Genomic DNA, 12,527 nt, shown 5'->3' with positions numbered 1-12,527 from the left:
GCCCCGGTGATGTCGTGGTCATGGACAATCTGCCGGTCCACAAGATCAGCGGCGTGCGCGAGGCGATCGAGAAGGCCGGTGCGCGGCTTCTGTTCCTCCCGCCATACTCGCCCGACTTCAACCCCATCGAGATGGTCTTCTCCAAGCTCAAGGCCCTGCTCAGAAAGGCCGCCGCCAGAACCGTCGACGAACTCTGGTCCGTCGTTGCCGATTGCCTGCCAGCCTTCACCGCCGAGGAATGCCGCCACTATTTCAAGGCCGCCGGGTATGACCCGGATTAAGTCGAAGCTGCTCTAGCAAGCGCGGACAGGGCGAGGGTCGCAAGCCGGCCGACCATACCGCGGCGACCCGCCTTGCCGTGCCGGAGGCACGCATGGGCGCAGAGCTTACCGGAAAGCGGGAGCCGCATCAGGCATCGGAAACGGCAAAGGCACTCAAGCGCGCCGCAGAGACCGAGCGGCGCAGCTAGAGTCTCTCGTGATCAACGGCAACGCCGCTGCCTGCACACGCTGCTTTCACACATAGCCAGCTTCGCCAGCGCCATGGTCCCGCGCAGGGCGGGCCGTGACGCATCCGCAGGCAGAGCGAAAGCGGCGGAGAGGCTCTAAGCCTCTTCGTCGAGAAGCTGCAGGTTGACCGCCTGCGGGCCACGCCCGCGACGATCCTGCTGCGTCTCGAAGGAGAGGCGCGTGCCTTCGGCCAGCTGCGGCAGTCCGGAACGCTCGATGGCGGAGATATGGACGAAGACGTCCTTGCTGCCATCCTCCGGCGAGATGAAGCCGAAGCCGCGATCGGAATTGAAGAACTTCAGCGTGCCGTTCTGGCGAGGCCCAAGCTCCGCCGGGGCGCGATCCTGGAAAGGCCGGCCGCCGCCGCCACCGCCCCCGCCACGAAAGCCGCCGCCACCGCCGCCGCGATAGCCACCACCGCCGCCGCCGTAGCCGCCACCTTCGCGGTCGCCACCGCCGCGATAACCGCCGCCACCGCCGCCACCGCCGCGATAACCGCCGCCGCCGCCATAGCCACCGCCGGCTCGATCGCCACCGCCACGATAACCGCCGCCGCCGCCATAGCCGCCGCCACCATAGCCGCCGCCGCGGTAGCCGCCTTCATCGCGGCGAAAATCGCTTTCGCCCCGATCTCCATATCCCGGAGGGCTCGGCTCGACGCCGTATTCGCCTCCCACTTCCCGCGCACCGCCGCGACGCGGCCGGCGCGAGCGATCCTTATCCCGACGTTCACCGAAGTCGTCGTCGTGACCGTCGCGACCGCCATTTTCCATCATTTCATCTGGTCCCTTAAAACACCAAAACCGTCGGCTGCCAGCAAGCAGCCGACGCGGGCAAGCGCGCGGTCTTTACTTTGGAATACATAGAAAGCCGGGATCGGTCCGCTGGCCCTCAACCATACCGGGGAGACGCCTCATGCAGACCCCCTCAAGACGATTTATGACGGCAACGGCCGAAATCTGCAAGTGCGGAATGAAGCGAGACGTCCCGAACGGTCTTCAGAGGCGATTACTTGACGACCTCGAGTTGAACCCGCGCCGTGCCGCGACTGACGAAGCCGAGCTTGTGCGCGGCGGCGCGCGTGACGTCAATAATGCGGCCTTTGATGAAGGGGCCGCGATCGTTGATCCGGACAATGGTGGCGCGTCCGTTGGTCAGATTGGTGACCTTCACCTTGGTCCCGAAAGGCAAGGTGCGATGGGCCGCGGTCATGGCGTTCGGATTGGCGCGCTCGCCCGAAGCGGTCCGCGAGGTCATGGCATACCAGGAGGCATGGCCGTTCTGGGCCAGTGCGAGGCCGGGCTGGATGAGATTGACCGCGAGCGCCGTCAGCGCCGCAGCGGCGAGTAGCTTCGCGCGATGCTGCATGTCCAAATTCCCCTTTGCCACAAGCGGCCCGGCGCCCTTTACCGGCAAAGGAGGCGATGACTTGGCGAGAAAGCGGGAATTTGAGGGCAATTGGGCGCCTTCGCCGGCGACATGTCGACGCCCAGCCAGCCATCAGCGGCGCGGGCCGGGCGGCGGCCGCCGGAAAGGGCGGCCGCTTGCGGCCGGCGTTCGGGCCCCTAACGGCAGAGGCGGCGCGGCCCCTCATAGGGCTGGAAGGTACCGCTGCGCTCGTCGAAGGAACGGTACTTGGACTTGCAGTAGACATACCATTCCGGCGTCCACGGCTCCGGGGCGTAGCCGCGGCCGGCCGTATCCTCGTAGACGACGAGCGGGTTGCCGGAGCGACGCAGGGGCGCACGGTAGACCGGGGCGGGCGCCTCGTAGACGGGCGGCGGGGCAACATAGACGGGGCGCGGCGCCACGTAGACGGGGCGCGGTGGCGGCGGTGCCGCATAGACGGGAGCCGGCGCCAGGGCCGAGCCGATGATGGCTCCGGCGGCAAGCCCGATCACACCGGCGGCGAGCGCTGCGCCGGCATCGTCGCGACGGCGCTCATAATAGCCGCCGTGATGCGGCCGGTCCCAGCCGCGCTTGTGCCAGCGATCGGCCGAGGCGGTGCTCGGCAGGGACGTCGCGACGAGGGCGAGAGCGAGCGTCGCGGCCATCGCCTTGGGCGCAGCTGAGAGGAGGGACATGGCATTCTTCCTTGGCTATGGCCGAAAACGCTTCGGCGTTGTCGCGAACCGATTTAGCGATCTGAGGCTGAATGGCGGCTGAACGATGGCCCCGCCGACGGCCTGGCGCCGATGCGCGCTCGGCGCGGCTTGACGCCGGTCGCGGCAAATGCTTCGCCAGCTTACCGAATGACGCCGCGCAGCAGGATTCGCGGCCGGGACGCCACAGCAACAAGGCACAGAGATGGTCCGCCGCATCCTCCTTCCGATCGATCTCGACCATGTGGCGAGCTGGGAGAAATCGGTCGAGACGGCGGTCGACCTCGCCCGCCATTACCAGGCCGAGCTGGTCGTGCTCAGCGTCTTCCCGGAAATGGAAGCCGATTTTACCCAATTTCCGCAGCATCACATTCCTGCCGTGGAGGCTTTCAGGCGCCGACACATCCCTCCCGACGTGAAAAGCCGCGCCGTGCACCGGCTCGGCACGGTGGCGCGCGGCATCCGCACCGCCATCGCCCAGGAGGATATCGACCTCGTGATCATGGCCTCGCACAATCCCAATCTCGGCGATTACGTCATGGGCTCCAACGCCGCCAATGTGGTGCTGCACAGCCCCTGTTCGGTCCTGGTGGTGCGCTAAGACGGCTCAGCGCCGCCGGGAGAGCTTGCCCCCTTGCCCGCCCGCACGATGCCGAGGCGGGCGCGCAGCGCCGGCGGCACGTCGTATTCGCGCATGAGGCGCTCCGTGCCGGGCAGGCCGAGAGCGTCGCGCTGCACCATCAGCGCCCACAGCGCCTCCGCCGCCGCATCGAAGGCCTGCGCGCGAGCCGTGGCGGCCGCCGGCCCGCCCTCCTCGGCCCTCTCCAGCGCCCGCCAGGCCTCCAGGGCGCGCTCGAAGCGCCAGACCATACGCGACAGGGCGCCGGCCTTTTCCGCCAGCATCTCCTGGTGAAGGGCGTCGAGCGGCGAAGGTTGCGCTTTGGGCGCGAGAATGCGGGGCGGGCGGACGCTCATGGCGCCAGAGCTAGGACGGCTTGCGGCAAGCGGCAAGCGGCGATCAACTGCCCGTCAAGGTCTCTTCCAGTCCAGGAGAGGGCTTCTACTTACTCCCGGACAGGTCCGAACGCGCCGGAGGAAGCCATGTCGAAGCGTCCGCCGATCACCCAGGAGATGATCCGCCTCTACGACGAATACACCCATATCACCTATGACCGACGCGCCTTCATGGCGCGGCTGACGGCGCTCGCGGGCTCCGCCTCGGCGGCCGCAGCGATCGCGCCGCTTCTGGCCGCCGATAAGGCCCGCGCGGCCATGGTGGCGGAAGACGATGCGCGGCTCAGCGCCGAGCGCGTCTCCTTTGCGGGCGCAGACGGCGCGGAGATGTCGGGTTATCTCGCCAAGCCGGCGGAAAGCGATGGCCCCCTGCCCGCCATCGTGGTGATCCACGAAAATCGCGGCCTCAACGCCCATATTCAGGACGTCGCCCGGCGCGCGGCGGTGGAGGGCTTCATAGCGCTCGCCCCGGACTTTCTCTCTCCCGCCGGCGGCACGCCGCAGGACGAGGACGAAGCGCGGCAGATGATCGGCGCGCTCGACCAGGCGGCCACCCTCGCCAACGCCGTCGCCGCCTTGGACTATCTCATCAGCCGCGAGGATACGAGCGGGAAGGTCGGCGCGGTCGGCTTCTGCTGGGGCGGCGCGCTCGTCAACCAGCTGGCCATCCATGCCGGCGACGATCTTGCCGCCGGCGTCGCCTTCTACGGGCGCACGCCCGATCCTTCCCAGGTCGGCCAAATCGAAGCGGTGATGCTGCTCCACTATGCAGGGCTCGACGAGCGCATCAATGCCGGCATCGCCGAATACGAGGAGGCGCTGAAAGCGGAGGGCGTGGCGCATCGGATCCACATCTACGACGGCGTCAACCACGCCTTCCACAACGACACCTCGGCGGCGCGCTACGATGCGGAGGCGGCCAAGCTCGCCTGGGAGCGCACGATCGCCTTCTTCAAGGAACAGCTCTCCGGCTGAGTGAGCCGGCGGGTCAAGAGCGCGGAGGCAGCTCGATCTCGTCAGCATCGAGCTTGGGCATCTGCGGCCGCAAACCCGGCGGGGCCGGCGGCGGCGGCTCTCCGGGCCCTCCGGCGGTCGGCGGCGGCTCCTGATCGGCCGCTGGGATCGCCTGGCAATCGGGCCCGTGGAAATGCCACAGCGCCTCGCCACCCTCCTCCATCTCGCCATACTGGATGGAGCGGTGGCAGTCATGGGCGAGGAGAAACGGTCGCTCCGCCGGCGCGGGGCGCGGCGGGGCGGAGAAAGTCGCCGCCGTCGCCGCCGGCGCCAGCAGCATGAGCGTGGCGAAGATACCCACCTGCAAACCTGGAGCGCTTGCCTTCACCGACGCCTCCCGCCGCGTTTCATCACGGCAGCCGAACTAACAGGAAAACGGCTTTAAGAGGGGCGACGCGGGGGCGCGGGGACGCTCGGTCGCATCGACCGAGAAGACGGCGCGGAAGGATCCGGGAGGCGCCCGCTTCGTCAGCGCCGCCGCTTGAGGTCGTTGGGCAGGAACTGTCCGTGCTCGCGCTCGCGCCTGTCGTGCTCGCGCATGGCGTCCTCGTAGGCGCTGCGCTCCTCCGCCGAGAGCTGAACGCGCTTGACGGGGGTCTTCTTCCGCCGGTCCTTCGCCTTCTTGTAGGTTTGCGGGCTACCGGTCATGCTTGTCTCCGCCTGATGATGCCGCCGGACCATAAAGGAGGCCGGGGCACCTGGCGACTGCGTTCTCGCCGCGCGGCCGATCGCCCGCGAGACCTCAATCCTGCAACCGCGCCATCAGCGCCTTCGCCGCGGCGGGATTGCGCAGCTTCGCCCCGGCGATGAAAAAGACGAAGACATCGCGCCCCGCATCCTGCGCACGCGCCGGCCCCGCTGCTTCGACAAGGCCGGGCATATCCGGCGTCGGGCGGCCCGCCGCCCAGCACCGTGCCCGCGCCGCCCAGACGTCGAGATCGGCCGGCTTGTAGCCGCTCTCCTCCTCCTCTTGCGTGCGCATCAGCCGCCAATAGGCGAAATCGGCGGTATCGGCGGCAAGAGCCGGATAGTCCGGCGAATCGGCAAGCACCACGGCCGCCCCGTGCCGGCGCGCCAGATCGAGGAACGCCTCGCACAGAAAGCTCTGATGACGCACCTCCAGGGCGTGGCGCAGCGGCAGGCCTTCCACCTCGCGCGGCAGGAGCTTCAGGAAGGCGGCGATGTCGTCCGCGTCGAAGGCGCGGCTCGGCGCGAACTGCCAGAGGATGGGGCCGAGCTTGGGCCCGAGCTCGGCAAGGCCGCTATCGAGGAACCAGGCAAGGCTCTCGCCGGTCTCGGCGAGCTTTCTCTTCATGGCGATGGCGCGGTGACCCTTGAGCGCGAAGACGAAGCCCTCGGGGGTCTCCTCGCGCCATTTGGCGAAGCTCTTGCGAGACTGCGCCCGGTAGAAAGTGCCGTTGATCTCGATCGCGGTGAGGCGCGAGGCGGCATAAGAGAGCTCGCGCGTCTTCGGCAGCTTGTCGGGATAGAAGGTGCCGCGCCAGGGCTCGAAGGTCCAGCCGCCGATGCCGACGCGGATGGAGCCCGCGGGGTCCCGCTGGGTGTCGGCGTCTTCGTCCTTGGGGGCTTTTTCGGGGGCGTTTGCGGCGCGGCTTTCGGCTGGCATGGGGCTTCCTCGCTGAGAGAGCGGCGAGCCTCAAGCGCCCGCGGGCGCAAGGCAACCCGAAAAGCGCCCGGCGGCCTATTGCTGCGTGCGCGTGCGCGCCTTGGCGCGGCAGCGGGCGCGCTCGGTGGCGGTCAGATCGCCGACGCAGCCGGGCGGCAGGACGAGCCGCTCGTTCTTCAGCCGCTGCTGGCGGGTGCTGTCGTAGCGGTTGTTGAAGGGGTCGGGCTCGGGAAGGTTCGGCGTCTGGACGCGCGGCAGGGTCGGCCCCGTCGGCTTGCCGAAGGTCTGCGCGGCGGCGGGAAGCGGCAGAAGCAGCAATCCGACAAGGCCGGCCGCATGCATGGCGCGTCGGGGGAAAGAGATGGTCATGGGTTCTCCCCGTATGTGGTGCCGGAACGCCAACTGGGCAAGCGAGAGCCTGCCTCTTTGGGGGCCGGCGCCGGCCCCTCCGAGCCTATCGGCGCCGCTTCACCGCCCCCTTGCCGCCCATCGGCGTCTCGGTGCGTCCGACCGTCATCTCGTCGAGCGCGTTTTTTCGCACGCGCGAGGAGGCGCCCGCGCCCGCGCCAGCGCCCGCGCCGGCCTTGGTCTTTTTCGCCGCGTCCTTGCGGCTCTGACGCGTGTTCTCGATACCGGCGTTGCGGGCGAGCGGATCGTCGAGGACGGCAAGCTCCGTCTCCTCCAACCGCTTGATCTCGTCGCGCAGGCGCGCCGCCTCCTCGAACTCCAGATCGGCGGCGGCCTGAAGCATGCGCTTCGACAGGGCGTCGATATGGGCGCGGAGGTTGTGACCGACCAGCGCCCCCTCGTCCTCGGCGAAGCCACCGCCCCTGCCCTCGCCGATGCCGACCCGCACATGGTCGCGCTCGTAAACGCTGTCGAGGATGTCGGCGATTTTCGCCTTCACCGTCTCCGGGGTGATGCCGTGCTCTTCGTTGTAGGCGAGCTGCTTCTCCCGGCGCCTGTCGGTCTCGGCGATGGCGCGCTGCATGGAACCGGTCATCCCGTCGGCGTAGAGCACCACCTTGCCGTCGACGTTGCGGGCGGCGCGGCCGATGGTCTGGACGAGCGAGGTCTCGGAGCGCAGAAAGCCCTCCTTGTCGGCATCGAGGATGGCGACGAGGGCGCATTCGGGAATGTCCAGCCCCTCGCGCAGAAGATTGATGCCGACGAGGACGTCGAAGGCGCCGAGCCGCAAATCGCGGATGATCTCGATGCGCTCCAGCGTGTCGATGTCGGAATGCATGTAGCGCACCCTGACACCGTGCTCGTGCAGATATTCGGTGAGGTCCTCCGCCATGCGCTTGGTCAGCACCGTCACCAGCGAGCGATAGCCGCGGGCGGCCACCTCCTTCACCTCGCCGAGAAGGTCGTCGACCTGGCTGGAGGCCGGGCGGATCTCCACCGGCGGATCGATGAGGCCGGTCGGACGGATGACCTGCTCGGTGAAGACGCCGCCGGTCTCGTTCAGCTCCCAGCCGCCGGGGGTGGCGGAGACGCAGACCGTCGGCGGGCGCATGGCGTCCCATTCCTCAAAGCGCAACGGCCGGTTGTCCATGCAGGACGGCAGGCGGAAGCCGTATTCGGCGAGCGTCGCCTTGCGGCGGAAGTCGCCACGATACATGGCGCCGATCTGCGGGACCGTGACATGGCTTTCGTCGACGAAGACGAGGGCGTTGTCGGGCAGATACTCAAAGAGCGTCGGCGGCGGCTCGCCCGGCTTGCGGCCGGTCAGATAGCGCGAATAGTTCTCGATGCCGGCGCAGGAGCCGGTCGCCTCGATCATCTCCAGATCGAAGCGGGTGCGCTGCTCCAGGCGCTGCGCCTCCAGCAGCCGGCCGGCCTTTTCCAACTCCTCCAGGCGCCATCTCAGCTCGGCGCGGATGCCCTTCACGGCCTGCTGAAGAGTCGGTTTAGGAGTCACATAATGCGAGTTGGCGTAGACCTTTACGGCGCGCAGCTCACCCGTTTTCTTGCCCGTCAGCGGGTCGAATTCAGAAATCGATTCAACTTCGTCGCCGAAGAGCGAGACGCGCCAGCCCCTGTCCTCCAAATGGGCGGGGAAGATCTCCACCGTGTCGCCGCGCACGCGGAAGGTGCCGCGGACGAAATTGGCGTCGGAGCGTTTGTATTGCAGAGCGACGAGGTCGGCGAGGAGCTGGCGCTGGTCGAGGCGCTCGCCCACCTCCATGGCGAAGGTCATCGCCGTATAGGTCTCCACCGAGCCGATACCGTAGATGCAGGAGACGGAGGCGACGATGACGACATCGTCGCGCTCCAGGAGCGCGCGGGTCGCCGCATGGCGCATGCGGTCGATCTGCTCGTTGATGGAGGATTCCTTCTCGATATAGGTGTCGGTGCGCGGGACGTAGGCCTCCGGCTGGTAATAGTCGTAATAGGAGACGAAATACTCCACCGCGTTGTCGGGGAAGAAGGATTTGAACTCGCCGTAGAGCTGGGCGGCCAGCGTCTTGTTGGGGGCGAGGATGAGCGCCGGGCGCTGCGTCGCCTCGATCACCTTGGCCATGGTGAAGGTCTTGCCGGAGCCGGTGACGCCGAGAAGCACCTGCGTCGCCTCGCCGGCCTCGCTGATGCCGGCGACCAGCTCCTCGATCGCCTGCGGCTGATCGCCTTTGGCCTCGAAGTCGGAGACGATCGTCAAGGCAACGCCGCCTTCCGATTTCTCTGGTCGCGGCGGGCGATGCGGCACCCAGGTGCCGTCGCGGAATTCCGGCCTGCCCTTCTCGATCAGCGCCGAGAGCGCCTCCACCGTGGCCGTGACGCCGGAGCCGGGCAGGCTCGCCGCCTCCTCCAAGGAGACATTGAGCCCGGCCACCGGATTGAGGCCGGCGCCGGCGCGCTCCTTGGCCGTGCCCTTGCCGCCCATGGAGGTGCCCCTTGCTGTCTTCAGGGGGGCCGTCTTCAGGGAGGCCGGCTTCAGGGAGGCCGTCTTCGACGGCTTTTCGGCCTTGTCGGCCTTGCTGGATTTGTCGGATTTGGCGCCCTTCCTGGGCGCGCGGGCCGAGGCGTCCTGGCTCTCGCCGCTCTTCGGCGCCGGGCGTGCCTCTTCTTCCCGGTCCCAGCGGAGCGGCACCGACTGGTCGGTCTCCCAGCCGGAATTCTTGCCGGGGCCGAGCCGCGACTTCTCTGGCGCCGGCAGCGAGCGATCATAGGCAAGGCCGCCGCGCTCGCCCGCCTTGCGGCCGCTGATGCGCGATCGGTTCTCCTCTTGCCGGTCTTGCGCCTCCGCCTCGCGGCCTAGCGCCTTTGCCCAGGCGGAGACGGAGCCGGAGAAGGCATCGCCCACGGGCACGCCTTTCAGTTCGGGCTGCGGCGCCTCGCCGAAGCCGGGTGCCTCATCCTGATGGGACGCGGCCGCCCCCTCCGACCCACGACGCTGGGAGGACGATTTTCGCTTGCTGGATGCCATGGCGGCAATATGGGCCGGACGAGGTAAACGGGAAAGAGCCGCCCGGCGTTTTGAAGCGCGAATGGATGCTCGGTGCTGGCGCCAAGCCCGCGATCAGAGATCGAGCGTATCGAGGCCGGCTTCGATATGGTCGGCGAGAAGCGGCATGCCCAGGAGATAGGCAGAGGTCTTGCCGGCGGCGCGGGAGCGGGCCTCCGAGCGCGCCTCATCCCAATCCTCGGCGCCGTAATCGCCGCGACCGATCCAGACGATAGCCACCAGATCGGCCGCCTCGTCGACATTGAGATCGTCGATCAGCTCGCGCAGCTCTTCCTCGGTCTGGTCCTCGGTCTCTTCCTCGGCAAGGGCGTCGTGATGATGCGAGTCGTGCATGCCCTCGGCGTCGAGCTCAACGTCATGCTCGTTGCCATCCTCGTAGTCGCCAGGCAGGTCGGCGCTGATGGTACGCGCTTTCTCGGCGAAGAGCCGCAAGGTCGCAGGATCGAGATTGAGATCGACAGGCATGTTCTTAAGCATCGTTTTCCGCCTCCCAGTAAGCCGGGATAGCATTGTGTTTCTACCCCGTACCGGCGCGCATTGTCACGCGAGAAACCACATGGCCGCACAGGGCAGGAGCGGGCGTAAAAAAAACGATTCCCGGAGGTTATCCAGGACTCGTTGGGAGAGTTGGAGCCGGTCGAAGACCGGCCGTCCAAGAGGGGAACAGCTGTCTCTCTAAGGTCACCGGGAAAGCGACCCAAGAGCTCGTCAGCGAGACCTATATCGCCATGCCGGCTCGGCGGAGCAATCGACGACTCTGCATGTCAGGTATGCAGTTGCCCTCCTCATAGGCAGGCCTGCCCATCGCTTCGGCACAGCCTGCCGGCAAGGCCCCGGCTCCGAGCGGCCGAAGGTCGCCGCCGAAGCACTTTGCGCGCCTGGCACGACATGCTACCGGGACGAAGCCCTGCAAAGGCCGCTATTCGTTCCCACCGATGCACGATGCCCCTTCATTCCACCCCAGCTGCTGGGTCTTGACGACCGGCGAAGCGGGCATGCGCAGCCAGGCGGTCGGGCTGGCGGAGCGGCTCGGCCTGGATTTTCAGGAGAAGCGGGTCGGCCTCAGGCGTCCGTGGTCGATGCTGCCGGGCCATCTGTGCCCCGCCCCGCTGTCGGGGCTCGATCCGGCGGGCGATTCGCTCGCGCCCCCCTGGCCGGACCTGTTGATCTCGTGCGGCCGGCGCTCCACGGCGGTTTCCATCGCCATCCGGCGGGCTTCCGACGGCGCCACCCGGACGGTGCACATCCAGAACCCGCAAACGCCCCTGCGGCATTTCGATCTCGTCGTCTCCATGCGCCATGACGGGCTCGAAGGCGACAACGTCGTCACCGTCGACACGGCACTTCACCGGGTGACGCCGGAGAAACTCGCCAGCGCCGCCGAAACCTGGCGGGAGACGCTGCGCGGCGGTGCGGAAAGCGTCGTCGGCTTCGTTCTCGGCGGCCCCACCCGGCATTACTGGATGAGCGAGGCCTTCCTCAATCGGCTGAAAGCGATGGTCGCCGGGGTGCACGAGAAGACCGGAGCGCGCATCCTCGTCACGCCCTCACGGCGGACCGAGGAGCGGGTGGCGGATTCGCTGCGCGCCGCTTTCGGCGAGAAAGACTGGTACTGGCAGTGGGACGGGAGGGGCGACAATCCTTATTTCGGCATGCTCGCCCTTGCAGACCGCCTGGTGGTGACGGCCGATTCGGTATCGATGGTGTCGGAAGCTCTGGCGACCGGACGACCGGTCAACCTCCTGCCACTGAACGGCAAGTCGAAGCGTCACGACGCCTTCATCGCCAATCTCGGCCAGCGCGGCCTCGTCGCCGTCACCGGACCGGAAGGACTCGACCTCTTCTTCAAGGGGGGCGAGGCGGTGGACGCCACGCCCGAAGTCGCGGCGATCGTGCGCGAGCGGCTGCTCGGCGCTATGGCGAACGGAGAAACGGGCTAACCCGCCTCCCCCTGCAAGACAGGCTGCCGCGGAAAGGCGAGCTGCTCGCGGGCTCGCCATTCGTCGGTGACGTAGTTGACGATGAGCGAGCGGCGCACGCCATTGATCGGCCGCTTCTCGAAGCCGTGCCAGGTACGATCGGAAGGCACGAAGAGAAGGGCCGCGTTGGGCCGGAAGGGCGAGCGGCCGATATGCGTCTCCTTGTCGACATAGATATCGGTGCCGAGATCGGCGTGGCTCGGATCGTCCGACAGATAGATAAGCAGGGTGAAGCGCTTCACGCCGATATCGGTATGCGGCACCAGCCAGAAGCCGTCGACGTCCTGCGCGTATTCCATCCTGAGATAGGTGCCGGCGAGATCGGCGCCGAAACGGTTCTGCAAGAAGCCGACGATCTCAGGATCCTGGAAAGCCTCGGCAACGGCGCGGCAGCCAGGGCTGCTTTCAAGGTTCTCGCCGGCCAAGTAGCTGCGCTCGCTGTTATGCGCTTCGCGGGTGCCGGAGAGGCCGCCAATCTCCACCACCGGCAGATCAAGCGCCTTCAGTTCCCGATAGACCGCCTCCGGCAGCACCGACTGAAGGAGCGCATGCGGGTAAGGCTCGGCGCGCAACTCGGCAGAATCCACCGCGGCACGGACGGAGCGTTTCGTAGCTTCCTTGGCATCAAGCATGGCCCATCTTCCGTTCCAACAGGCCTGTTCAACTCGCACAAGAACACCGCTCGGTTGAGCGGGCGCCCTTCTTCGCACGAGGCCTGCATGGGCGCAATCGACAGGCAGCAAAACGCAGCTTATCGCCACGCTAGTGTAGCATCTGCGACACGCCGACGCAGCTTCCATGCAGGTTTGGGGC

Annotated in this window: 15 protein-coding genes; 4 read left to right on the top strand and 11 right to left on the bottom strand. The window is 67.5% G+C overall.

Annotated elements, in window-relative coordinates; translation table 11 throughout:
* The coding region (locus Q331_RS0112710) for an IS630 family transposase (protein ID WP_026380994.1) at positions 1–281 on the top strand (281 nt) is incomplete at its 5' end.
* A gap of 323 nt (positions 282–604) precedes the next feature.
* On the opposite strand, the gene Q331_RS24325 is transcribed toward Q331_RS0112710, so the two are convergent.
* From Q331_RS24325 to Q331_RS0112695, 3 genes are all read right to left on the bottom strand, one after another.
* Positions 605–1,285: a cold-shock protein gene (locus Q331_RS24325; protein ID WP_051631121.1), complete on the bottom strand. Its 681-nt coding sequence runs from the start codon at positions 1,283–1,285 to the stop codon at positions 605–607.
* Between the two features lie 232 nt (positions 1,286–1,517).
* A complete protein-coding gene (locus Q331_RS0112700; protein ID WP_026380993.1) occupies positions 1,518–1,877 on the bottom strand; it encodes a septal ring lytic transglycosylase RlpA family protein in 360 nt (119 codons plus the stop codon).
* 197 nt (positions 1,878–2,074) lie between these two features.
* Positions 2,075–2,593, bottom strand: coding sequence for a BA14K family protein (locus Q331_RS0112695; protein WP_026380992.1), 519 nt, complete (start codon positions 2,591–2,593; stop codon positions 2,075–2,077).
* Between the two features lie 223 nt (positions 2,594–2,816).
* Between Q331_RS0112695 and Q331_RS0112690 the strand changes: the two genes are divergently transcribed.
* Positions 2,817–3,212 (top strand): universal stress protein, encoded by a 396-nt coding sequence (locus Q331_RS0112690; protein ID WP_026380991.1) that lies wholly within the window; start codon positions 2,817–2,819, stop codon positions 3,210–3,212.
* Here Q331_RS0112690 and Q331_RS0112685 read toward each other — a convergent pair.
* Entirely contained in the window at positions 3,209–3,586 is a 378-nt protein-coding gene (locus tag Q331_RS0112685; protein WP_026380990.1) for a DUF6665 family protein, read from the bottom strand. The two genes, Q331_RS0112690 and Q331_RS0112685, sit on opposite strands and share 4 nt — an antisense overlap.
* 126 nt (positions 3,587–3,712) lie before the next feature.
* On the opposite strand from Q331_RS0112685, the gene Q331_RS0112680 reads away from it, so the two are divergent.
* The gene (locus Q331_RS0112680) at positions 3,713–4,600 is read left to right on the top strand and encodes a dienelactone hydrolase family protein (RefSeq protein WP_026380989.1); all 888 of its coding nucleotides are present in this window, start codon (positions 3,713–3,715) and stop codon (positions 4,598–4,600) included.
* A gap of 13 nt (positions 4,601–4,613) precedes the next feature.
* On the opposite strand, the gene Q331_RS0112675 is transcribed toward Q331_RS0112680, so the two are convergent.
* From Q331_RS0112675 to Q331_RS0112650, 6 genes are all read right to left on the bottom strand, one after another.
* Entirely contained in the window at positions 4,614–4,940 is a 327-nt protein-coding gene (locus Q331_RS0112675; RefSeq protein WP_026380988.1) for a hypothetical protein, read from the bottom strand.
* Positions 4,941–5,107: 167 nt separating this feature from the next.
* On the bottom strand, positions 5,108–5,287 hold the full coding sequence (locus tag Q331_RS0112670; RefSeq protein WP_156953340.1) for a hypothetical protein: 180 nt from the start codon (positions 5,285–5,287) through the stop codon (positions 5,108–5,110).
* Positions 5,288–5,381: 94 nt separating this feature from the next.
* Positions 5,382–6,266, bottom strand: coding sequence for a DUF72 domain-containing protein (locus tag Q331_RS0112665; RefSeq protein ID WP_026380986.1), 885 nt, complete (start codon positions 6,264–6,266; stop codon positions 5,382–5,384).
* 75 nt (positions 6,267–6,341) lie between these two features.
* Positions 6,342–6,635 (bottom strand): hypothetical protein, encoded by a 294-nt coding sequence (locus tag Q331_RS0112660; protein WP_156953339.1) that lies wholly within the window; start codon positions 6,633–6,635, stop codon positions 6,342–6,344.
* A gap of 85 nt (positions 6,636–6,720) precedes the next feature.
* Positions 6,721–9,360, bottom strand: coding sequence for an excinuclease ABC subunit UvrB (uvrB, locus tag Q331_RS21475; protein ID WP_084175034.1), 2,640 nt, complete (start codon positions 9,358–9,360; stop codon positions 6,721–6,723).
* A 429-nt stretch (positions 9,361–9,789) separates the two neighbouring features.
* Positions 9,790–10,212, bottom strand: a complete 423-nt coding sequence (locus tag Q331_RS0112650) for a DUF3775 domain-containing protein (RefSeq protein WP_026380984.1) — start codon at positions 10,210–10,212, stop codon at positions 9,790–9,792.
* Between the two features lie 518 nt (positions 10,213–10,730).
* Between Q331_RS0112650 and Q331_RS0112645 the strand changes: the two genes are divergently transcribed.
* Positions 10,731–11,675, top strand: a complete 945-nt coding sequence (locus Q331_RS0112645) for a mitochondrial fission ELM1 family protein (protein ID WP_210164951.1) — start codon at positions 10,731–10,733, stop codon at positions 11,673–11,675.
* Here the strand turns inward: Q331_RS0112645 and Q331_RS0112640 are convergent.
* Positions 11,672–12,346, bottom strand: a complete 675-nt coding sequence (locus tag Q331_RS0112640; RefSeq protein WP_026380982.1) for a 2OG-Fe(II) oxygenase — start codon at positions 12,344–12,346, stop codon at positions 11,672–11,674. The two genes, Q331_RS0112645 and Q331_RS0112640, sit on opposite strands and share 4 nt — an antisense overlap.
* Positions 12,347–12,527 lie beyond the last annotated feature (181 nt).

It is taken from the genome of Afifella pfennigii DSM 17143, assembly GCF_000688515.1.
GTDB lineage: Bacteria > Pseudomonadota > Alphaproteobacteria > Rhizobiales > Afifellaceae > Afifella > Afifella pfennigii.
The sequence above is the reverse complement of the archived record's forward strand: the minus strand, read 5'-3'. Positions and strand labels throughout refer to the sequence as shown.